Origin of the sequence: Rhodococcus sp. C1, from assembly GCF_020809065.1 — a bacterium.
In the GTDB taxonomy this organism is placed as follows: Bacteria; Actinomycetota; Actinomycetes; order Mycobacteriales; family Mycobacteriaceae; genus Rhodococcus_F; species Rhodococcus_F qingshengii.
Map to the genome: position 1 here is coordinate 17,122 of NZ_CP078080.1, position 22,306 is coordinate 39,427.

20 protein-coding genes are annotated in these 22,306 nt (G+C 64.0%); 9 read left to right on the plus strand and 11 right to left on the minus strand.

Translation table 11 applies throughout. The features are described 5' to 3' along the window. Nucleotides 1-34: 34 nt before the first annotated feature. A complete protein-coding gene (locus KTR60_RS00075; RefSeq protein WP_228401585.1) occupies nt 35-1,699 on the plus strand; it encodes an alpha/beta hydrolase in 1,665 nt (554 codons plus the stop codon). Nucleotides 1,700-1,826: 127 nt separating this feature from the next. Beyond that, nucleotides 1,827-3,104 carry a lipase family protein gene (locus tag KTR60_RS00080; RefSeq protein WP_228401587.1) on the plus strand — a complete coding sequence of 426 codons (1,278 nt, stop codon included), beginning with the start codon at nt 1,827-1,829 and terminating at the stop codon, nt 3,102-3,104. Between the two features lie 57 nt (nt 3,105-3,161). On the opposite strand, the gene KTR60_RS00085 is transcribed toward KTR60_RS00080, so the two are convergent. After that, nucleotides 3,162-3,602 carry a hypothetical protein gene (locus KTR60_RS00085; protein WP_228401588.1) on the minus strand — a complete coding sequence of 147 codons (441 nt, stop codon included), beginning with the start codon at nt 3,600-3,602 and terminating at the stop codon, nt 3,162-3,164. Between the two features lie 90 nt (nt 3,603-3,692). Between KTR60_RS00085 and KTR60_RS00090 the strand changes: the two genes are divergently transcribed. Further along, entirely contained in the window at nt 3,693-4,220 is a 528-nt protein-coding gene (locus KTR60_RS00090) for a peptidylprolyl isomerase (RefSeq protein ID WP_007729190.1), read from the plus strand. 17 nt (nt 4,221-4,237) lie between these two features. Further along, nucleotides 4,238-5,182 carry a rhomboid family intramembrane serine protease gene (locus KTR60_RS00095; RefSeq protein WP_065351693.1) on the plus strand — a complete coding sequence of 315 codons (945 nt, stop codon included), beginning with the start codon at nt 4,238-4,240 and terminating at the stop codon, nt 5,180-5,182. Between the two features lie 31 nt (nt 5,183-5,213). On the opposite strand, the gene KTR60_RS00100 is transcribed toward KTR60_RS00095, so the two are convergent. Beyond that, a complete protein-coding gene (locus KTR60_RS00100; protein ID WP_125050136.1) occupies nt 5,214-5,741 on the minus strand; it encodes a lipoprotein LpqH in 528 nt (175 codons plus the stop codon). 304 nt (nt 5,742-6,045) lie between these two features. On the opposite strand from KTR60_RS00100, the gene KTR60_RS00105 reads away from it, so the two are divergent. Next, nucleotides 6,046-7,389, plus strand: coding sequence for an MFS transporter (locus KTR60_RS00105; protein ID WP_003942551.1), 1,344 nt, complete (start codon nt 6,046-6,048; stop codon nt 7,387-7,389). Here the strand turns inward: KTR60_RS00105 and KTR60_RS00110 are convergent. After that, a complete protein-coding gene (locus KTR60_RS00110) occupies nt 7,380-9,245 on the minus strand; it encodes a helix-turn-helix domain-containing protein (RefSeq protein WP_228401590.1) in 1,866 nt (621 codons plus the stop codon). The genes KTR60_RS00105 and KTR60_RS00110 overlap by 10 nt on opposite strands. A 139-nt stretch (nt 9,246-9,384) precedes the next feature. Between KTR60_RS00110 and KTR60_RS00115 the strand changes: the two genes are divergently transcribed. Together KTR60_RS00115 and KTR60_RS00120 are read left to right on the plus strand one after the other, a co-directional pair. Continuing rightward, complete coding sequence (locus tag KTR60_RS00115; protein WP_228401592.1) at nt 9,385-10,752, plus strand: FAD-binding oxidoreductase; 1,368 nt, start codon at nt 9,385-9,387, stop codon at nt 10,750-10,752. Nucleotides 10,753-10,858: 106 nt separating this feature from the next. Continuing rightward, on the plus strand, nt 10,859-11,707 hold the full coding sequence (locus KTR60_RS00120) for a TauD/TfdA family dioxygenase (protein ID WP_228401594.1): 849 nt from the start codon (nt 10,859-10,861) through the stop codon (nt 11,705-11,707). Between the two features lie 7 nt (nt 11,708-11,714). On the opposite strand, the gene KTR60_RS00125 is transcribed toward KTR60_RS00120, so the two are convergent. Together KTR60_RS00125 and crgA are read right to left on the minus strand one after the other, a co-directional pair. Further along, a complete protein-coding gene (locus tag KTR60_RS00125; protein WP_003942511.1) occupies nt 11,715-12,206 on the minus strand; it encodes a PH domain-containing protein in 492 nt (163 codons plus the stop codon). A gap of 107 nt (nt 12,207-12,313) precedes the next feature. Next, nucleotides 12,314-12,577 carry a cell division protein CrgA gene (gene crgA, locus KTR60_RS00130; protein ID WP_003942576.1) on the minus strand — a complete coding sequence of 88 codons (264 nt, stop codon included), beginning with the start codon at nt 12,575-12,577 and terminating at the stop codon, nt 12,314-12,316. 102 nt (nt 12,578-12,679) lie between these two features. On the opposite strand from crgA, the gene KTR60_RS00135 reads away from it, so the two are divergent. Further along, nucleotides 12,680-13,393, plus strand: a complete 714-nt coding sequence (locus KTR60_RS00135; RefSeq protein ID WP_416309250.1) for a DUF881 domain-containing protein — start codon at nt 12,680-12,682, stop codon at nt 13,391-13,393. A 22-nt stretch (nt 13,394-13,415) separates the two neighbouring features. Next, a complete protein-coding gene (locus KTR60_RS00140; RefSeq protein WP_003942537.1) occupies nt 13,416-14,081 on the plus strand; it encodes an aminodeoxychorismate/anthranilate synthase component II in 666 nt (221 codons plus the stop codon). A gap of 57 nt (nt 14,082-14,138) precedes the next feature. Here the strand turns inward: KTR60_RS00140 and pknB are convergent, their stop codons facing one another. Genes pknB through KTR60_RS00170 form a run of 6 tightly spaced genes read right to left on the minus strand, consistent with a single transcriptional unit; the run spans nt 14,139 to nt 22,222 of the window. Next, a complete protein-coding gene (gene pknB / locus KTR60_RS00145) occupies nt 14,139-16,064 on the minus strand; it encodes a Stk1 family PASTA domain-containing Ser/Thr kinase (RefSeq protein WP_007729221.1) in 1,926 nt (641 codons plus the stop codon). After that, nucleotides 16,061-17,419, minus strand: coding sequence for a protein kinase domain-containing protein (locus KTR60_RS00150; RefSeq protein ID WP_019746232.1), 1,359 nt, complete (start codon nt 17,417-17,419; stop codon nt 16,061-16,063). The genes pknB and KTR60_RS00150 overlap by 4 nt, the downstream gene beginning before the upstream one ends. 3 nt (nt 17,420-17,422) lie before the next feature. Next, nucleotides 17,423-18,889 (minus strand): peptidoglycan D,D-transpeptidase FtsI family protein, encoded by a 1,467-nt coding sequence (locus tag KTR60_RS00155; protein ID WP_007735774.1) that lies wholly within the window; start codon nt 18,887-18,889, stop codon nt 17,423-17,425. Beyond that, nucleotides 18,886-20,337 carry an FtsW/RodA/SpoVE family cell cycle protein gene (locus tag KTR60_RS00160; protein WP_007735775.1) on the minus strand — a complete coding sequence of 484 codons (1,452 nt, stop codon included), beginning with the start codon at nt 20,335-20,337 and terminating at the stop codon, nt 18,886-18,888. The genes KTR60_RS00155 and KTR60_RS00160 overlap by 4 nt, the downstream gene beginning before the upstream one ends. Next, a complete protein-coding gene (locus tag KTR60_RS00165) occupies nt 20,337-21,761 on the minus strand; it encodes a PP2C family protein-serine/threonine phosphatase (RefSeq protein ID WP_162114235.1) in 1,425 nt (474 codons plus the stop codon). The genes KTR60_RS00160 and KTR60_RS00165 overlap by 1 nt, the downstream gene beginning before the upstream one ends. After that, nucleotides 21,758-22,222 carry an FHA domain-containing protein FhaB gene (locus KTR60_RS00170; protein ID WP_003943418.1) on the minus strand — a complete coding sequence of 155 codons (465 nt, stop codon included), beginning with the start codon at nt 22,220-22,222 and terminating at the stop codon, nt 21,758-21,760. The genes KTR60_RS00165 and KTR60_RS00170 overlap by 4 nt, the downstream gene beginning before the upstream one ends. Nucleotides 22,223-22,306 lie beyond the last annotated feature (84 nt).

The following is a 22,306-nucleotide window of genomic DNA, read 5'->3' on the forward strand; positions in this document are numbered from 1 at the left end:
CCTGATTCGGGCACGGGGCGCATACGATTCCGGCATGAAACGTGTGTGGGAACGGCTGCGCCTCTACTGCAAGACGCTGCACCCGGTCGGGCTTGCCTTTGCTCTGGTCTTCTTCACCTGGTCGATGAGTCCGTCCCTGTTGCCGCGCGCGTGGTACCTGCAGGGCATTGCGACGGGCATCTCGCTCGCCATGGGATACGGCGTCGGCGTAACGGTTGCCTGGATGATCCGCAAGTGCGGCGTCGAACCGCAGTGGTCGGACCGCACCAAGAAGATCGGCTGGCGAATCCTGTTGGTCGCGGCCGTCATTCTGGTGCCGACGTTCTTGGTCCTCGGTTCGTGGTGGCAGCAGATCGTTCGCGATCTCGTGGAAGCTCCACGCACCAATCAAGCGAATTATCTTCTGGTGCTGATGATTTCGCTCGGAATCTGGTTCATCCTGCTCGAGGCAGGCCGTGGTCTTCGGTTCACCACCAACAAGCTCACCGCCGTCGCACTACGGTTCGTTCCCCTCGAGGCGGCGAAGGTCGGCAGCTTGATCGTCATCTTCGCCCTCGGCATCTTCATCGTGAACGGTGCGCTGTACAACGGGCTGATCGCCTTCGCGAACTGGAGTTTCTCCGGTGCGGATCACGAAACACCGGACGGCATCGAACAGCCCATGATTGCAGAGCGCAGCGGTTCGCCGATGTCCGCCGAGGCTTGGGATTCTCTCGGCCAGGAGGGGCGCACCTTCATGGGTAGCGGTCCCACTGCAGCCGAGATCTCTGCATTGACCGGACGTGAAGCGAAGCAACCGATCCGGGTGTATGCCGGACGTGAATCCTCGGACTCGATCAACGGTGTCGCACAGCGGGTCGTAGACGAGTTGGAGCGCACCGGCGGATTCGACCGCGGAACTCTCGCAGTTGTCACGACCACCGGTCGCGGTTGGGTGAACGAGGACGTCGCGTCGGCGTTCGAGTACGTCGAGGGCGGGGACACGGCGATCGCGTCGATGCAGTACTCGTTCCTTCCGAGTCCGTTGGCCTTCATCGCCGACCGTGAGACGCCGATGATCGCCGGCCGCGCACTGTTCAACGCGGTGTACGCCAAGTGGATCGACTTGCCCGTTGAGACGCGACCCGAACTGGTTGTCTTCGGTGAGAGCCTCGGCTCCTACGGTGGCCAGGCCGCATTCGCCGGCGCCCAGGACATGATGACGCGCGTCGACGGCGCACTGTGGGTCGGAACCCCCAACTTCACTGCTCAGTGGCAGGAAATCACGGACAGTCGTGACTCGGGCTCACCGGAGATTCTGCCGGTGATCGACGGTGGCCAGGCAATTCGGTTTGCCGGTGATCCGGAAGATCTGGAGCTGAAGTCGGACTGGGACGACGATCGCATCGTGTACTGGCAGCACGCCAGCGACCCGATCACGTGGTGGTCCTTCGACCTGCTGCTCAACAAGCCGGATTGGCTCAAGGAACCGCTGGGTCGCGACGTGGATCCGGGAATGACATGGGTTCCTCTCGTGACCTTCTGGCAGGTAACCCTCGACATGGTCTTCTCGGCTGACGTCCCGTCCGGGCACGGTCACAATTACGGCGAGGATGCAGCGGACATGTGGGCCAAGATCCTGCACCCCGAGGCCTGGACGTCGGCTGATACCGACAAGCTTCGTGCGCTGCTGACCACCAATCTGGAGCCCACGAAGTAGTCGTAAACGGTTGTAATTCAGCCTGTTAAGGCGAAAACCTCACGAAAAAGTGTTACGTGAGGTATGTGTTACTCTGCGTTCGCTGTGTGCCAAGCCACAGCGCAAGCGAACGTGGGGAGATCGAAACGTGAAGAGCAGAGCATGGTGGGCGGCCGGGGTCTCCGTCGCGGCACTGGTCATGGGTGCTGTGACGGCCCCTGCCGCAACGGCGGGGCCGGCGGATTTCTACACGCCGCCGGTCGAGCTTCCGGCAGGTGCCAACGGAGATCTCATCAAGAGTGAGCCGTCACCACTGCTGCTGAGCGTGCCCGGATCGAACGGTGCGTGGCCGGCAACCGCCACCAAGATCATGTACCGAAGCGAGGACGCCAAGGGCGCCCCCGTTGCCGTGACGGGCACCTATCTCGAACCGTCGAACCCGTGGACCGGGCAGGGGGCGCGTCCACTGGTTGCCGCAGCGGTGGGAACGCACGGGCAGGGCGATCAATGCGCTCCGTCCAAGCTGTTCAACACCGGTATCGAGTACCAGTTCCCGACGGACGTCATGGTCGGCTACGAGTCCATCTGGGTGAACACGTTGCTGCTCAACGGCATTGCCGTCGTAGTCACCGATTACGAGGGCCTCGGAACTCCGGGCGATCACACCTACGTCAACCGTGAAGCCGAAGCACACGCGGTTCTGGACTCGGTGCGAGCCGCTCAGCAACTCCCGAACACGAGCATTCCCGCCGACGGCCCCGTCGGACTGTGGGGTTACTCGCAAGGTGGTGGAGCTGTCGCTGCCGCAACGGAATTGAAGCCGTCGTACGCTCCGGAGCTTGATCTCAAGGGCACCTACGCAGGTGCACCGCCCGCCGATCTGGCGGCGACGCTGCAGCAGGTCGACGGCACGTTCCTCACCGGAGTGATCGGATACGCGCTCAACGGGATCCTTGCGCAGTACCCCGAGGTTCAGCCGCTGCTCGACGCCGAGATCAACGATCGCGGCCGACAGATGTTGGCCGCCACCAAGAACCAGTGCGTCGCCGAAAGTGGATTGCAGTTCGGCTTCCAGCAGTCGTCGAGCTTCACCAATTCCGGTGAATCACTCTCCGCAGTTCTGGCGCGTCTACCCATGGCGCAGGCAATCCTCGACGAGCAGAAGATCGGCAAGCTGACGCCGGAGTCGCCCGTGCTCATTCAGCATGGCCGCTCCGACGACATCGTTCCGTTCGGCCAGGGACAGCAACTGGCGCGAGACTGGTGCGGCAAGGGCGCGACGGTGCAGTTCTCCGTCAACGAACTGCCCCCGATCATTCCGGGACTGGCAATCAATCACGCGACGCCGTACCTGGTGGGTACCCCCGAATCCGTCGGATACATGATCGATCGCTTCAACAACGTCCCGGCACCGTCCAACTGCTGAACGTGAACATCGAAAAGCCCCGGAACACAATCTGTTCCGGGGCTTTTCGTATCTCGACTAAGCGGTCTTCTCGGCCGAGTTCTCCTCGAGGCGAGGGGGTGCGCAAGCGACCGGCGGATGCTCGCGTCGGCGGCTCTTGAAGAACACCGCGCCACCGATCACCGCAACACCGGCGATGACGAACACGGCGACGCGCTTGCGGCCGCGAGGCTTCTCGGTGCGTTCCGCGGACTTCGTGGGGATAGCCTTTGCGCGCTCGACGCCCTTCTTGGCGAGGACTTTGCCCTGACGACCCAGGAACAACCCGACCTGCCCAGCGCCGCGAGCGACCACCGCAGCGATGCGGCGAGCGTTGTCGGCTGCCTCGGACTCCTTGATGCGAGCCGCTGTCTCTTCGAGGTAGGCGGCAGTCTCGTCGAAGGTGTCCTCGACGCGGGCGCGCGCGTGATCGAAGGTGTCGGGCAACTGCGTGCTGAGGGACTCGGTCACTCGTGTCATGACTTCACTGTGCCATAACAGTGGGGCGAGGACAGGGAGACTTTTGCGGGGCGACATCCACGAGAACGCCGACAATGGCACGATGGTGGTGTGACTTCAACTCATCAGACCGCAACCGCAACGCTGCACACGAACCGCGGCGACATCAAGATCGCTCTGTTCGGCAACCATGCGCCGAAGACCGTCGAGAACTTCGTCGGCCTCGCCGACGGCTCGAAGGAGTACACCACCGCAAACGCCGCCGGCACCAAGACCGGCCCGTTCTACGACGGTGCCATCTTCCACCGCGTCATCGACGGCTTCATGATCCAGGGTGGCGACCCCACCGGAACCGGCACCGGCGGCCCGGGCTACAAGTTCGGTGACGAGTTCCACCCGGAACTGCAGTTCGACCGCTCCTACCTGCTGGCCATGGCCAACGCAGGCCCGGGAACCAACGGCTCGCAGTTCTTCATCACCACCGGCCCGACGCCGCACCTGAACCGTCGCCACACCATCTTCGGTGAGGTTCTCGACGACGATTCCAAGAAGGTTGTCGACGCTATCTCCTCCACCGCCGTCGATCGTGGCGATCGTCCGGTCGAGCCCGTCGTGATCAACAGCATCACCATCTCCTGAACAGGTAAAACAAGCAGATGACGAACCCCGGTTGGGGCGGCGGTGCGAGTGAGGGCATCCCGCCCCAACCGCGGTGCGTCCGCCATCCAGATCGACCTACCGCACTTTCCTGCAATCGTTGTGGACGACCGGCGTGCCCGGACTGTCTCCGCGAGGCGGCGGTGGGATACCAATGTGTTGACTGTGTAGCTGCCGGTCAGCGTGATGTCCGCCCCGTTCGGGGCGTCGCCGGAAACACCGTGAGCCCCACCCGTGCGGTCCCGGTCGTGACGTACACCTTGATGGGGCTCAACGTCCTGGCGTTCCTCGCCACCTTCGCGCAGTCGCGAAGCATCATGAACAATCAGGTCGGCTCGTCGATCTTCGCGAACTGGGCACTCAATCCGGGGCTCGTCGCCAGCGGTGACTGGTTCCGGCTCATCGGCTCCGGGTTCCTGCACTTCGGAATCCTGCACCTCGCGGTCAACATGTACGCCCTCTACATCCTCGGACGCGACACCGAAATCGTGATGGGCCGCTCGAGGTACATCGGCATCTACCTGGTTTCGCTTCTCGGCGGTTCCGCCTCGGTGATGGCATTCCAGCCGGTGTTCTCTTCGCTCACGGCCCTGTCCTGGACTGCTGGGGCGTCGGGAGCGATCTTCGGCATCATGGGCGCACAGGCCGTCCTTCTATTGCGTTTGCGTCGAAGCCCGGTCCCGATCATCTCGGTGATCGCGATCAATGTGATCATCAGCATTTCGCTGCCCGGGATCTCGTTCTGGGGTCACGCGGGAGGTCTGGTGGCAGGTGCTGCAACGGCCGCTGCCTTCCTGTACGCCCCACAGTGGTTGGGCGCCGGTGAGAACCGCGTGAAGGCGGTGCGGATCGGCTGGATCGCTTTTGGTGCCGTCACAGTGGTGACGTTGGGAGTCATCGTGCTCCGCGTCGTCCAACTGCGCGAACAGCTGGGAATCAGCTAGCAAGAATCCTAGGGCCCAGCCGTTCTACGGATCAGCCGCCGATGATGGACTCGCAGGCGAACGTAATCTCGAAGCTCGACGTCGCCGTCGGGTTGCCCTTGTCCCGGGCGCCGATTCCCTCGCCCGTCACCACGAAGGTACTGCCGTCCTGCTTGGCACTGGCAGATCCGCCGGGCAGGCCTGGTGCGTATCCGGCGGTGTACGGCAGACCGTTCGATCCACCCTCGCTTCCGGCGATTCCAGCAGTCTGAACCGTGCCGGATTCATCGACGATGGCCGAGACGGTCAACATGCCGTAGGTGGCATTTTCCGCGTCGAGCAGTGTCATAACTGTCGTGCCGCCGTCCTTTGCGCACTTCGTCTCGAATTTGGCGTCGAGTGTCTTCCCGCCGACGGTGGCCGAGGATGTAGCGGACGAGGCGCCGGCAGCGCTCTTGTCGGAGTTGGTCTTGTCGGAGTCGCTGCCGCAGGCGGAGGCGAATAGAGCGACCGCCGCGATGGTGGCAGCGACTGCGGTGGAGGACCGGCGGGTCATCGTGGTCCGAACCAACTTCGTCATGTTCTGTCCTTCAAGTCACGCGGTGCGTCCGCACTTGCTCTGGCTGTTTCGCCGACAACACTAGCCAGTGACTTGGTGCTCGTGGCTCTAAAACCCCAGCTCAGACGCGTTTGTCGCCTTCGACTGTTCAGGGACGTTCGTCGGGCGGCCCGGGATCATCTGCCGGATCTTTGGGAGCAATCGCACATGCAGAGACGGCTTCTGTAGAGATTGTCCACATAGGTTGGGCTCGGTCGTGCTTCTACTGTGGCTTGAGTCACTTCGTAGATAGCAACGCTGACCTTTTCCGAGGAGTACCCCTGCAATGACCTCCACCGATAGCACCACCACTGACGGTGGGGTTGCGCCGAGCGAGATCGAATCTCGCGTGGTGAAGAAGGTAGCGCGCCGGCTGATTCCCTTCCTGATCCTGCTCTATTTCGTGAACTATCTGGATCGTACGAACATCGCTTTCGCCAAGCTGACCATGAGCGCCGACCTCGGTATGACCGAGACGATGTTCGGGCTCGCATCCGGTCTCTTCTTCGTCGGCTACCTGTTGTTCGAGGTGCCGAGCAACCTGGCCCTGCACCGCTTCGGCGCCCGGCTGTGGATCGCGCGGATCATGCTCACCTGGGGCATCCTCGCCGCTGCGCTGGCATTCGTGCCCAACGTGGGCAGCCTCTATTTCCTCCGCATTCTGCTGGGAATCGCCGAGGCCGGCTTCTTCCCCGGAGTTCTTCTCTACCTGACCTTCTGGTTCCCGAAGAAGTACCGCGTACGCCTGATGGGCTTGTTCCTGCTGACACTTCCGCTCTCGTCGGCGCTCGGTGCCCCGCTCTCGGCTGCCATCATCCAGTACGGCGACGGCCTGTTCGGGTTGGCCGGATGGCGCGTGATGTACCTGATCGAGGGTCTGCCCGCCGTGATCTTGGCGTTTGTCGTCTGGTTCTACCTCACCGACCGTCCCGCCGACGCGAAGTGGTTGACCCTCGAGGAGCGCACCTGGCTGATGAAGTCGATGGCCGACGAGGAGAAAGAACTCGGCGACGCCGGTCACCAGTCGGCCGGCAAAACCCTGCGTGATCCCCGCGTCATCGGTTTCGGTCTGGTCTACTTCGGAATCACGTACGGCCTTTACGCTTTGAGCTTCTTCCTGCCCAGCATCGTCGCGGGATTCAAGCAGACGTTCAACACCGATTTCTCGCTCGTCGAGACAGGCCTGATCGTGGCCGTCCCCTACGCGATCGGCGCTGTCGCGATGGTGCTGTGGAGCCGCCATTCCGACAAGACCGGTGAACGAATGTGGCACGTTGCAGCCCCGACGCTCCTGGGCGCGGTATCCATTCCGATTGCGCTGTACCTGGATTCACCGTTCACCGTCATGATCGCGGTCTCGCTCACCGCCGTCGGCGTGCTGTGTGCACTCCCCGTATTCTGGTACCTTCCCACCACGTTCCTGACGGGTGCCAGCGCGGCCGCGGGCATCGCCATGATCAACTCGATCGGCAACGCGTCGGGCTTCGGTGCTCCGTATATCACCGGCTGGCTCACCGATGTGACCGGAAATGCCAAGGCAGGACTGTGGGTGGTGGGCGCCGTGATGCTCTGTGCCGCAATCCTTGTGGTGGCACTGGCAAAGCGATCGAGTAAGCCCGCTCAGATCTGACCGAGTTTCCCGGCACTGGCACGCAGCCGGATCAGGAGCGCAAGATCGAGCGCCTGGTCCGGCTGACGCCACTGTGTACCGATCAACCTGTCGATCGACTCGAGCCGTTGGTACAGAGTGTTGGCGTGAATCGCGAGCGCGGCGGCGGTCGCGGAGTGCTTGCAATTGTGTGACAGGTACGACGCGAGGGTGTCCAAGAGCGGAACGCCGCGTCGTTGCTCCTCCTCCAGGAGAGGGCCGAGGGCCCGCTGCGTCAGCGCTTCGAGTTCTTCGCGACCGGTGCGGCTGAGGAGAATTCGGTAGATGCCGAGTGAACTTGCCGGTTCCACGTGGGAGGCCCGACCGAGAGTCTCGAGGACGTCGACGGTGTGCTGTGCCTCGACATACGCCCGCGCCAGACCTTCCGCTCCCACCGCCGGATCGGCGATTCCGACGGTCGGGTTCTCTGCCGGCTGAACCCACGCCGCCGCAACTGCTGCCGGTGACATTCCGGGAATCAGTGCGATGACTCGTGAACCATGTTCGGCAACAACGGTTCCTGACGGGAATGCAATTTCCTCGATACTGCGACGCGCACGGTCGACGGCGTCTGCCGGGCGGGCCACCACGACGGTGTACGAGCGGTCGGGGTTGAGTCCAGCCAGGCGGAACTGACCGGTGACCTCGGCTGGCGTCGGCGCTGGCCTGGTGATCAGATCGACCAGAAATGCATCGCGTGCTCGGCGGGTAGCTTCCCTGGCCGCCCGTTCGCCTACCAGCGCAAGCGCAATGGCCGGGGCTGACCTTTCGAGTGCCAATCTCATGGCGGCGGTGGGTTCCTGGCGCGAGAGTAGGAACAGAACTCCGAGTTGGTCACCGGCACTGCGCACTTCGGTGGCGAACAGGAACTGCTCACCGACGATGAGCGTCACTTCCTGCTCACGTCGGTCGGCAGCAAGGATGTCGAAAACCCGATGAACACTCTCGCTGACCCGTTGCAGTCCCGGTGGGATCTCGGATGTTCCGGTCACGAAGAACACGGGCGAGCCCGTCGACGCCGAGGTTTCCTCCACGAGTTCGCGAACACCGCCGCCGCGCAGGACAACCTGAGTGAGCGAACGATCCCAAGTCAGTGTCTGTTCGAGAAGTGCTGTGCGCTCGGCAAGTTCGGTGTTCGCTGCGTTCACTTCCGCAACCGTCGCGCGATAGCGTTCGAGAGAGCGGGCATTCTCGATCGCCACCGAGGCATGGGCTGCGAGTGCGGACAGCAACGCAACTTCCTCGTTGCCGAATCGGCGCTCTTGACGTTTGCACGCGCACAGGGCACCCAGGATCTTGCCGTTCAAAGTCAGCGGCACAGCCAGCAGGCCGCGCATGTTCTCGGCTCGCGCTGCGTCGTCGGCCGGTCCGATGTGTGCAAACGAGGGATCGTTTCGGTAGTCGGGAGACCAAGCAGGAGAGGAGTTCTCGACCACGCGACCGATGAGGCCTTCACGGAACGGAACTGTGAGGCCGAGCAGTTGCGACGTGTACGCCCCGCTCGTGACTTCGATGATCAAGATGTCGTCATGAATGAGAGCAAGGTACGAAAGGTCGACGCCGAGTAGTCGTTTGGCCTGATCCACGATCTCCTGCAGGAGGGCGTGGTGATCGTGCATCGTGGTCAGCAGTGACGCGATGTCGTTGAGTGCCCCGAGTTCGGTGGCGCGCTGTCGGCGCTGAGCCAGGAGACTTCGTAGTTGAAGTGCCGATCGGGCTTCTCGCTCGATTTCGGCGGCGGCCTCGGGGCCTGACCCAGCGGCCAACTGATCGCGGTGTTCGATCAGTTCCTCGGTGGATGCCTCGGCCAGGAGAAGCTGTAGCCAGTTCTCGTGCATCCGCGCTCCCTTGTCAGACCAACTCGTCAGACCAACTTGTCAGGCCAACGATGAGTATGGAGAGAATGTCCATACAGTTTCCGGTTTCTCGGAGTAAATCTACATGGGGCGGTGTAGCGGCCGTCACTATCGTGGAGACATGACACTCCTCGAGGCGCTCGGCTCGCAGATCGATGCGGATCGACTGATCACCGACCCCGACATCATGGCGAGCTACATCCACGACGACGCCGAGTGGGCTCCGTACGAGATGCCGGTCGCAGTGGTCCGCCCGCGCACAGCCGAGCAGGTACAGACAGTTGTGCAGGCGTGCATCGCCCACGGTGCGCCCGTCGTCACGCGCGGAGCCGGAACCGGTCTGTCGGGTGGAGCCAACGCAGTCGCCGGCGGCGTCGTGATCGCCTTCGACGCGATGAACGCCATCAAGGAGATCAACACCCTCGAGCGTTTGGCCGTGGTCGAACCCGGAGTGGTCAACGATCACCTCCGCGACGCCTGCGCCGAGCACGGCCTCTGGTATCCACCCGATCCGGCGAGCGCACCCTGGTCGACGATCGGCGGCAACGTCGCGACCAATGCCGGCGGCCTGTGTTGCGTCAAGTACGGCGTCACCAAGGACTACGTACTGGGCATGCAGGTGGTCACCGGAACCGGTGAGCTGGTTCGGCTCGGGCGTCGAACTGCCAAGGGAGTGGCTGGGTTTGATCTCTCGGCGCTCATGGTCGGCTCCGAAGGCACTCTCGGGGTGATCACCGAGGTGACCGTCAAGCTTCGTCCTCAGCGCGATCCCGAACGCACCATCGTCGGATACTTCGACTCCATCGTTGCTGCGGGCAAGGCCGTCGAGGCCGTCGCCGCAGACGGGCTCACGCCGTCGGCCCTCGAGCTGATCGATCGGCAGTGTCTCGTTGCCGTCGACGCCTGGAAGAACATGGGCCTCTCGGCCGACGCCGAGGTTGTCCTGCTCGGCCGCATCGACACACCGGGCGAGATCGGCGACGCCGAAGCCGAACGAATGTTGGCCTGCTTCAACCGCTCCGGGGCAACCTGGAGCGCCAGATCCACCGACCAGGAGGAAGCCGACGCCCTGTTCTCCGCCCGGCGTCTGGCATACCCCGCCCTCGAGCGGCTCGGCCCGGTGCTCACCGAGGACATCTGCGTCCCCAAGGCGGCGGTCCCGGAGATGTTGGCGCGCATCGAGGCCATCTCGGCCCGGCACGACACGCACATCGCGAACATCGCGCACGCGGGTGACGGCAACCTGCACCCGCTGCTGATCACGCCACACGACGACGAAGCGGCGCGGAGGCGTGCTCAGGCCGCTTTTGCCGAGATCATCGACAATGCCCTCGAGTTGGGCGGAACCGTCACCGGTGAACACGGCGTCGGCCTACTGAAGATGGGCGGCTTGGCGCAAGAACTGTCACCGGCCGTCGTCGCGATGCATCACGCGATAAAGGGTGCACTCGACCCCCACGGAATCATGAACCCGGGCAAGGTGATCTGAAAGGCTGGCTCCGTAACCGAATCGGTTTCCGGAGTTACGCCGTCGAAATGACGAGTTCCTACGCTCGAGTTGAACCGTTTGGCCAACTCGACGTATGGAGTGATGAATGTTCTCTTCCGATTTGACGCTGGCAAGTGTTGTTCCGCGGCGCGTGGAGACGGTCGAGGCCGTCCGGGCGGCAATCGCTCTCGACGGGGCCGCGGTCTTCGGTGGCCTGCACACCGAGGAAGATGCCATTGCCCTCGCGTCGAAGTTGCTCGGTGAGAAGTGCATTCGCGTCGGCCGCCAGTTCGAGGCGAGTGCCAAGAGTCAGGATGCCGAAGCCGCTGTCGTCGACACGCAACCAGTGGACGAACGCGGCCGCAAGCGCTCGTTCGGTATCTCCGGAGAGCGGATGACCGCCCACAACGACGGTTTTGCGTTCGGCGATTACGCGCCCGACTATCTGTTTCTGTGGTGCAAGCGCCCGGCGTACCCGAGTGGCGGCGACTCGTTTCTCATCGACGCGGTCAAACTGACCCAATTGCTCGCCTTCGATCCCGCAACGGCGGAGCTGGCCGAATTCTGTTGGAGCACAGACATCGACCATTCGGAACCGAACTTCCCGCAGAACACATTCGCGCCGATCGCCCGGACGGTGCCGAGTGGACGCAACCAGGTTCGGTATCACCCATATCTCGCGCCGATCGCCGGCGAATCGGAAGAAGCGCAGTGGCCGCTGGTGAAGCAGTGGAGTGATGCCGTGATTCACGTGCGAGACAGCGGGCCGATGTTCCGTGCCGAAGCAGGCGAGATGATCTGCATCGACAACTACCGGGTGCTTCACGGCCGCGACGGGTACACCGACCCCGGCCGTGAGCTGTACTCGATCTGGGGATGGTCGAGCGACGCAGTCGCGGTGCCGCAGCAGGCTCTCGACATCGTGCAGCCGGACCTCGCGGCACTCGTCATGTAACCAGCGCTTATTTCTCGGGCGGTACCAAACCGTGAACGGCGAGCACGTCCAGAACGTCCTCCGGTGACGTGCCGAGATCCCAGCGTCCGAAGATCAACAGCTTCTCCGTGTCGGTGGGACGGTCGACGATGTCGATCTCGAGCATCGGGACGCGTCGACCGAGGCGCGGGTAGCGGACGAGACGGACCCGGTCGATCTGTTCGCGGGTGAACTCGTGGCGGGCGCGCAGGCGCTGCACCGCGATCGACTTGGTTCCCGCGTCTTCGATCACAGCCAGGCGGGGGCGCTGACGCAGGGCGAGTCCGCCCATCACGAACAGCCCGATCACCGCGAGGGCGAGCAGGAAGCGCCCGGCAGGCTCCGTGGGCGCGATTATCGAGGCGATCGCGAGGGCAATTCCGCCGCCGAACATCGCGTAGACAACACCCATCGGAGTGGCCCACGAGATCACCTCCGTGACGTTGTCACGAGGCTGTGGATGAAATTCATCCTCGAGCATGTGGATAACTTCCTAGGTTGTCCACAGGAGTTATCCACAATGGGGATGAATGACACCCATGTAATTGAATGACGGTCACGATCCGGGTCGAATCAGATACTCGCTGGTCAGCGCCATCTCATGGTCATCACAAGGCCCACAACCATGAAGCCGAAGCCGACGAGGAAGTTATAGTTTCCCAAGTCGTTCATCCACGTGATCGAATCCGCGGCCAAGTAGTACACAATCAGCCATGCCAGGCCGACAAGCATGAATCCGAGCATCACCGAGACGTACAACGTGCTCGACGGACCCATCTTCACCTTCACCGGAGTGCGGTTTGCCGGGTTGACTGTGTAGTCGTTCTTCTTACGGACCTTCGACTTGGGCATGACGTCCTCGCTCTACGGTGTGACCTGCATGTGTTACCTACACGCTAACGTAGCTGTGTCCAGTTGGTCACCGGCCGACCTGCACAATCCGGGAGGAGCCACGTGTCTTCGGGTGAATCTTCACGAACCGTCTGGCACATCGGTGTACTTGCCGTCTGCCTGGTAGCCGGTCTGATGGTCGCCACGGCGCAACGATCCGCCGAGGAGAACCAGCTCCAGGTCACCGAAAGCACCAGGCTCTCCGATCTGGTTCGCAGCGCCCAGGCCAATGCCGAAAAAGTCTCGGCCGACCGGGACGAACTTGCCGCCCAGCTCGATTCGCTGCAGCAAGACGCCGCTCGGTCCGACGCCGAAGTGGCCGCCGCGCTCGGTGACATCAAGAACATCTCCGCCGACGCGGGACTGACGGAGATGACCGGCCCGGGTGTTGTCGTCACGATGACGGACGCCCCGCGCAACGCCGACGGCAAGTATCCGGTCGACGCCACCCCGGACGACCTCGTCGTGCATCAGCAGGACGTCCAGAGCGTGCTGAACGCACTGTGGGCCGGCGGGGCCGAAGCGGTGGGCATGCAGGACCAACGGATCATCAGTACGTCGGCGCCGCGGTGCATCGGAAACACCCTCCTTCTTCACGGACGTACCTACAGCCCGCCGTACGTGATGAGTGCCATCGGCGACGTCGCGCGCCTCGAGGCGGCACTCGCCGCCGAACCGGGCATTCGGATCTACAAGCAGTACGCGACCCGCTTCGGCCTCGGGTACACGCAGGCGACGCCGTCGCAGATCACGGTCCCCGCCTATACCGGCGGATAGCACAGGCGTTTACCCTGCTCTCATGAGGATTCTCGTCGTCGACAACTACGACAGCTTTGTGTTCAACCTGGTGCAGTACCTCGGCCAGCTCGGAACCGAAGCCGTGGTCTGGCGCAACGACGATCCACAACTGACGGCCGACCTCGAAGGTGCAGTAGCGCAGTTCGACGGCATTCTCCTGAGCCCGGGCCCCGGAACTCCACAGCGCGCGGGAGCGACGATGGATCTGGTGAAGGTCTGTGCCGACACCAAGACCCCGCTGCTCGGCGTCTGTCTCGGACATCAGGCGATCGGTGCGGCCTTCGGCGGAACCGTCGACCGCGCGCCCGAACTGCTTCACGGCAAGACGAGTCTGGTTCACCACAAGGACGTCGGCGTCCTGGCCGGGCTGCCCGATCCGTTCACCGCTACCCGCTACCACTCGCTGACGGTTCTCGAGGACACCATTCCCGAGGAACTCGAGGTGACCGCACACACCGAGAGCGGCGTCGTGATGGCGATGCGTCACCGCGAACTGCCGATTCACGGCGTCCAGTTCCACCCCGAGTCCGTACTCACCCAGGGTGGACACCGGATGCTCGCGAACTGGCTCGCAGTCTGCGGTGAGGCGCCTCCGGAAGGACTCGTCGCAGCCCTCGAGGCCGAGGTCGCGTCGGCGCTCGGTGGCGCATTACCCGCAATTCTCTGACACCTGTCCACAAAAAAGTGCCTCCCGGAAATCTCCGGGAGGCACTTTTTCACTTTGCTAGCGGCCGGGGATTCCGAGCGCTCCGACACTGACGGTGATGACCGCGTCCTTGGAGATCTCCGAGCCCGGAGGCTGGGTCTGCGAGACGATCTTGCCCACCATTTCCGGGGTGAGCGTCGTGCTCTGGTTCTGCACCAGCTGCGAAGCGGTTCCCGCCCAACCGGCTGCGCGAAGCGTGCTCAACGCCTCCGACACCGTCTTGTTGGTCAGATCAGGCATCGCGACCTGGTTGCCGTTGGACACTCGTAGCGTCACGGTCGAACCCTTGGTGGCCGACGTACCGCCGGTCGGGTCGGTCGAAACAACCTGTCCCTTCGGCAGACCCGAATCGATCTCCGTGATCTGGACGACGAACCCGGCACCTTCGATGTTGGGCCTCGCCACCTCTTCACGCTGACCGGTGACATCCGGGACACGAACCTGCTCCGGACCGGTGCCGACGGTGATCGAGACCGCGGAATCGAGAACAACCGACACTCCGACGGCAGGATCCTGATTGACGATCTTGTCGACCTCGGCGACGGTCGATGCCGCCTTGCCGATGGTCGGATCAAGTCGGAGTCCGACGGAGTTGAGCTTCTTCTCCGCGTCGTCCTGGCTCAGCCCGGTCAGGCGTGGGATCGCGACCTGCTCGGGTCCGGTGGACACGTCGATGGTGACGGTGCTGCCCTTCTCGATACGCACCCCGGCAACCGGACGCGTCGTGATGACGTTTCCGGCGGCGATCACCTTGTCCGTCTTCTGCTGACGCTCCACCTGGAATCCGGCGTTTGTCAGCGTCGCCTCGGCGACGTCGGCGGGTTGGTTGGTCAGGTCACCCGGAACGGTCACCATCTCGACCTTCGGCGAGTTCACCCGAATGAGGAAGAACGTCACCAGACCGATCACCAGAAGCGCCGCGATGCCCATCAGGGCGTAGCGTCCGCCCTTCTTCTTGGCAGGCGGCTCGGCGGCGCGAGTTGTCCTCGCAGCAACCGGCTCGACCGGATCGGGAGCAGTGCGGTAGTTCCCGGTGTCGGAGCCGACGGCGCCGAGGATGGTGGTGCGGTCCTCGTCGTTCATCACCATCGGAGCACTCGGACGCTGACCGCCCAGGACACGTACCAAGTCGCTGCGCATGTCGCCGGCGCTCTGGTAGCGGTTGGCCGGGTTCTTGCTCATCGCCTTGAGAATGATCGAATCCAGCTCGCGCGGAATGTCGGGATTGATCTCCGACGGCGTCTGCGGATCTTCACGAACATGCTGGTACGCCACGGCGACCGGTGAATCACCCTTGAACGGCGGCTCGCCCGTCAGAATCTCGAACAGCACACAACCGAGCGAGTACACGTCCGAACGCGCGTCCACCTGCTCACCTCGCGCCTGCTCCGGCGAGAGGTACTGAGCGGTGCCGATCACGGCGGCCGTCTGCGTCATCGGGCTCGACGCGTCGGAAATGGCACGGGCGATACCGAAGTCCATCACCTTCACGGCGCCGGCACGGTTGATCATGATGTTGGCGGGCTTGACGTCGCGGTGCACGATGCCGTTGCGGTGGCTGAAGTCCAAAGCGGCACAGACGTCCGCGATCACTTCCATCGCCTTGCGCGGAGCCATCGGCCCGGTGCTGCGCACGATGTCACGCAACGTGTCGCCGTCGACGTACTCCATGACGATGTACGGCAGCGGCCCGGCGTCGGTCTCGGCTTCACCGGTGTCGTAGACGGCCACGATCGCCGGATGGTTCAGCGCGGCAGCGTTCTGCGCCTCACGACGGAACCGCAAGTAGAACGTGGGATCGCGCGCGAGGTCTGCACGCAGCACCTTGATCGCGACGTCGCGGCTGAGTCGGAGGTCGCGCGCCAGGTGAACCTCGGACATTCCGCCGAAGCCGAGAATCTCACCCAGCTCGTAGCGGGAGGAGAGATTGCGGGGTGTCGTCATTGGTCTTGTCCTAGCGGTTCTTCAGCGTCTCCGGGATCCGCCAACGGCTCAGTGGTCGTTGTGGTCGTCGTTGTCGTCGTGGTGGTGGTTGTGGTCGTCGGAGTTGTTGTTGTCGTGGTCGGCGTGGTCGTTGTGGTTGTCGGCTCGGTCGTGGTTGTCGTCGGCCGAGTCGTCGTTGTTGTCGGCTCGGTGGTCGTCGTCGTGGGCCGAGTCGTCGTGGTGGTGGGCTTGGTCGTCGTGGTGGTCGGCAACGTCGTGGATGTGACGACGGGCGGCGTCGGGTCGCTCGGACCGTCGGTCGCGATCCAGACTCCGCCGATGATCAACGCCAACAAGATCAATCCGCCGCCGGCCCATGCCACGGCCTTTTGCCCACTGGTCATTCCGCCGGCTGCCGCGTCGTCCGCAACAGCTGCGCCCGTCACCGGGCCCGCGTACGTCGGCGGCATGACCTGCGTGGCACCCGTTGCCGGCAACGCGCTCGCGGCACCGGTGGCGAGCAGACCGGGCGGCGGTGGACGCCTTCCTGCCCGAACGGCTGCAACGGCGTCGGCGAACTCGCCGCCACTGGCGTAGCGGCCGGCCGGATCCTTGGTCAACGTGATGTCGATGAGCTCGCGGATGTTCGGCGGCAGGTCGGCCGGCATCGGCGCCGGGGTTTCCTGCACGTGCTTCATCGCGACGGTCAGCGCGCCGTCACCGGTGAACGGGCGTCGACCCGAAAGTGCTTCGTATCCGACGATTCCCAGCGAGTACACGTCACTCGCCGCGGTCGCGTCCTGACCGAGAGCCTGCTCGGGCGCGATGTACTGGGCGGTGCCCATCACCATTCCCGTGCGCGTGACAGGTGAGTTCTCGACGGCCTTGGCGATGCCGAAGTCCGTGATCTTCACCTGGCCAGTAGGCGTGATGAGGATATTGCCCGGCTTCACGTCGCGGTGCACGACACCGGCGTCATGTGCGACCTGCAGGGCGCGGCCGGTCTGCTCGAGCATGTCGAGGGCATGCGGAACCGCCAGGCGGCCGACGCGTGCCAGGACGGCGTTGAGCGGTTCACCGTTGACGAGTTCCATCACCAGATACGCCGTGGAATCGCCCGAGCTGTCACGGGTCTCGCCGTAGTCGTAGATTCCGGCGATACCGGGATGGTTGAGCTGCGCGGTGGTGCGGGCCTCGAAGCGGAAGCGCTCCAAGAACTCCGGATCGGAAGAGAACTCGGACTTGAGTACCTTGACGGCGACGCGACGGTTGAGCCGGGAGTCGGTGGCTTCCCACACCTGACCCATCCCACCGGTGGCGATGAGACGGATCAATCGGTAACGATCGGCGATCAAAGCGCCGTTGTTCAACGCCACGGTTCAGCCCCCTTGGATTCCGGCTGCGATGACTGCACGACCGATCGGCGCAGCAACCGAGCCACCGGTAGCGGCAAGTCCGCGGTCACCACCGTTCTCGACGATGACGGCCACGGCGACCGTCGGATTCTGCGCCGGTGCAAAAGCGATGTACCAGGCGTGCGGCGGAGTTTCCCGCGGATTCACGCCGTGCTCGGCGGTACCGGTCTTGGACGCGATCTGAACGCCGGGGATCTTGCCGTCGCCGCCGGTGAAGTTCTCCGAGCCGATCATCAGATCGGTCAGCGTGGCCGCAACTGCCGGCGAGATCGCCTGACCCATCGACACCGGTGACGGCGTACTGAGATCGGTCAGATCGGGTGCCTGCAACTGGGAGATCAGGTTGGGCTGCATCCGCACACCACCGTTGGCGACGGTAGCGGCGATCACTGCGTTCTCGAGCGGGGTCACCGCGACGTCGCGCTGGCCGATGCTGGTCTGGCCGAGGGCCGCGTCGTCGGAGATGTCGCCGACGGTGCTGTCTGCGACCGGCAGCGGGATCGCGGGAGTGTTGGGCCCGATGCCGAAAGCGCTGGCCTCGTCCTTGATGGCGTCGGCGCCGTCCTTGATGCCCAGTTCGACGAAAGCGGTGTTGCACGAGCGCGCGAAAGCGTCGCGCAACGACGCCGTCGGGTTGGGGCCGCACGTGCTGCCGTTGTAGTTCTCGAGGGTCGTGCTGGTGCCGGGCAGCGTGATCTGCGGCGCCGCGGTCAGCTGGTCGTCCGGCGTCGCACCGTTGCCAAGAGCTGCAGCCGTGGTGAGCACCTTGAACGTCGAACCGGGCGGGTAGGTCTGCGAGATAGCGCGGTTGACCAACGGATCGTTGGGATCGGCATTGAGCTCGTCCCACGCCTTGGTGGTTTCGGCGCCGTCGTGGCTGGCAAGCAGGTTCGGGTCGTAGCTCGGAGTGCTGACCATCGTCAGGATGCGTCCGGTGCTCGGCTCGATCGCGACGACGGAACCGGTGTAACCCTTGCTGGTCAGCTGGTCGTACGCCACCTGCTGCATGGCCGGATTGAGCGTCGTGACGACGTTGCCGCCGCGCGGATCGCGTCCGGACACCAGGTCGAAGAAGCGCTGACTGAACAACCGGTTGTCCGAGCCGTTGAGAATCGGATCTTCGGTGCGCTCGAGGCCGGCGCTGCCGTACTGCATCGAGTAGAAGCCCGTGACCGGTGCGTACGGGTACGGATTCGGATACTCGCGCAGGTACTTGTACCGGTCGTCGGTGGCGCGGGAGGCGGCAAGCACCTGACCGGAAGCCGAGATCTGACCTCGCTGGCGTGAGTACTCGTCGAGCAGCACCCGCGAGTTGCGCGGGTCGGCTCGCAGGTCGTCAGCTTTGATGACCTGTACGTACGTGGCGTTGGCGAGGAGCGCGACGACCATCACCATGACGGCCATCGCGACGCGGCGCAGTGGAGTGTTCATACGCGCGGCATCATCTCGGTATTGGCGTCAGCGATTGGGGGCGGACCTTTCTTCTTCGTCACTACCGGCGCACGAGCCGCGTCCGAGATCCGGACGAGGATGGCCAGCAGTAGGTAATTCGCGAGCAGCGACGAGCCGCCGTACGACATGAACGGTGTAGTCAGACCCGTCAGCGGGATCAGCTTGGTGACGCCGCCGACGACGACGAAGATCTGGATCGCGATGGTGAACGACAGACCGGCGGCGAGCAGTTTGCCGAAGCTGTCGCGCACTGCCAACGCCGTACGCAGGCCGCGGACGATGAGAAGCAAGAACAGCATCAGCACAGCGGCCAGGCCGATCAAGCCGAGCTCTTCGCCGATGGTCGCGATGATGAAGTCCGTCTTCGCGAACGGCACCTGGTTGGGTCGACCACTGCCCAGACCTGTTCCGGCGATACCGCCGGTGGCCAGGCCGAACAGCGATTGCGAGATCTGATACCCGGTGTTGGCGTAGTCGCCGAGCGGGTCCAGCCAGGTGTCGACGCGCACGCGCACGTGTCCGAACATCTTGTAGGCGAAGAAGAATCCGATGGCGAGCAGTCCGCCGCCGATCACCAGCCAGCCCACACGTTCGGTCGCGATGTAGAGCATCACCAGCACGGTGCTGAAGAGCAGCAACGACGTACCGAGGTCGGTTTCGAAGACGAGAACGCCCACTGAGACGATCCAGGCGAGCAGGATCGGACCGAGGTCGCGGGCACGCGGAAAGTCCATGCCCAGGAAGTGTTTACCGGCCGAGGTGAACAGGTCGCGCTTGGCGACGAGCACCGACGCGAAGAAGATGATGAGCAGGATCTTCGCGAACTCACCTGGCTGAATGCTGAATCCAGGCAGGCGAATCCAGATTTTTGCGCCGTTCACGCTCGAGAACTTCGCCGGCAGGATCGCGGGAATCGCCAGGAACACCAGGCCTGCGAGGCCGAGTGTGTAGCTGAACCGCGCCATCAGGCGGTAGTCCTTCAAGAACACGAGCAGCAACACGAAACCGGTGATCGCCAGTGCAGTCCACATGACCTGCTGGTTCGCATCCGGTGACGGTGCTTCGACGCCGTTGTAGAGCGCTGTCTGTTCGTCGGCGAGGTCGAGTCGGTGGATGAGCACCAACCCGAGGCCGTTGAGCAGGGCGACGATCGGCAGTAGCAGTGGATCTGCGTACGGCGCATACCGCCGAATTGCCAAGTGCGCGATCAGGAACAGGCCCGTGTACGCGAGCGCGTACTTAGCCAGATCGAGAGTGATCTTCTGTTCCTGGCTCGCTTCGACGAGCAGAAGCGAGACCGTCGTGATAATGACGGCGAAGCCCAGGAGCAGTAGCTCCATGTTTCGACGGGTCGACTGGACCGGCGCCGGGGCAAAACCTCCGGGCGGACTCGGAAAAGCCGTCCCCGCAGCTGCGTTGGACGACATCAGTTGACCGTCCTGCAAGTCTGACCGGGAACTTCGGTCGGCGTAGGCGTAGTCGTGGGTGCTGCCGTCGTCGGCGTAGCAGGCTCCGCGGGCGGTGCGGGGGGCGGCGTGGTCTCCGGTGCCGGCGGGGGAGTGGGCGTGGCCGTCGTCGTCGGGACCGGCTCACAACGAGGCAGCAGATCGCCGCCGATGAGACGGATCATCTGGCTCTGCGCATCTTCACGCTTGCCGGACGGCAGCCCGGCGCGCACCTGCTCCTGCGCAGACGGCTGCAGATCCGTCACCTCGAGGATGTTGCAGTTGCTGGGAATCGCGTCGGGGGAGACGAGGGTCAGGACGTCGTCGTCGCCGACGCAACCCACCAGATCCGCGTCTTGCAGCGAGTAGCCGAGCACCGAACCGGGGATTCCGCGCAGCACCGTCACGCGGCCGTTGTCTTCGCCGACGTAGTAGTTGTTGCGGATGACGGCGCGGCCGATCACGGCGCCGACGCCGACCAGCGCGATCAGCACCACGGCGAGGACCACCCACCACAACCGGTTCCGCTTCTTCTTCGGTTCCGGTTCGGGTTGGGAGACAACTCGCTTGGGCGTCGCGCGCGGCGGACGCATGGCAGCGGCGCGGCCGGCAGCGGTGTTGGGGGGAGGGGCGTCCTCTTCCTCTTCCGTCGACGCGGCGCCCGCGACGATGGGATGCGACTGGCCGTAGTCGAGGTCGATGACATCGGCGACGACGACGGTGACGTTGTCGGGACCGCCGCTGCGCAGCGCCAATTCGATGAGACGGTCGGCGCACTGCTCCTGCGAGCCCTCGCGCATCGTGTTCTCGATGGTCTCGTCGCTGACCACGTCGGAGAGGCCGTCGGAGCAGAGCAGGTAACGATCGCCGGCGCGGGCTTCGCGCACGGTGAGCGTCGGCTCGATCTCGTTGCCGGTCAACGCCCGCATGATCAGGGATCGCTGCGGGTGCGTGTGTGCCTGTTCGGCGGTGATCCTGCCCTCGTCGACCAACGACTGCACAAAGGTGTCGTCGCGGGTGATCTGCGTCAGGTGGTCGTCGCGCAGAAGGTAGGCGCGCGAGTCGCCGATGTGCACGAGACCGAGCTTGCTGCCGGAGAAGAGGATCGCGGTGAGCGTGGTGCCCATGCCGTCGAGTTCGGGTTCTTCCTCGACGTGATCGGCGATGGAATCGTTGCCCTCGCGGGTGGCTGCCTCGAGCTTGCCGAGCAGATCCTCGCCGGGCTCGTCGTCGTCGAGATGCGCCAGGGCGGCAATCATCAACTGCGACGCGACCTCACCGGCCGCGTGGCCGCCCATACCGTCGGCCAAGGCCAGCAGACGGGCACCGGCGTACACGGAATCTTCGTTGTTGGAGCGCACGAGACCGCGGTCGCTGCGCGCCGCGTAGCGGAGAACAAGGGTCACGGGCGTAGCTCGATTACCGTCTTGCCGACGCGAACTGGGGTGCCCAGCGGGACGCGTACTGCAGTCGTGACCTTGGCGCGGTCCAGATAGGTGCCGTTGGTCGAACCGAGATCCTCGACGTACCAGTCGGCGCCGCGCTGCGAGAGCCGCGCATGGCGCGTCGACGCGTAATCGTCGGTGAGAACGAGCGTCGAATCATCGGCGCGGCCGATCATGACGGGTTGAGAACCGAGGGTGATGCGGGTACCGGCGAGGGCGCCCTGCGTGACCACCAGGTACCGAGGCACCTTCGCCTTGCCCAGCGAGGGCAGGACCTTTCCGGCGCGGGTGTACCGCGGCGGAACCCTGACCCCGGAGCCGGCATAGATGTCGGAGCGGAGAGTGCGGAGGACTGCCCAGACGAACAGCCACAGTAGGAGCAGGAAGCCCGCCCGTGTGAGTTGCAGAATCAGGCCCTGCACGGCTGTCCACCTCCTTCTATGGCTCGAGCCCCGCCGCAGCGGGGTTCGAGCATTGTCGACTGGCAGCATCATAGGGGGCTCTGG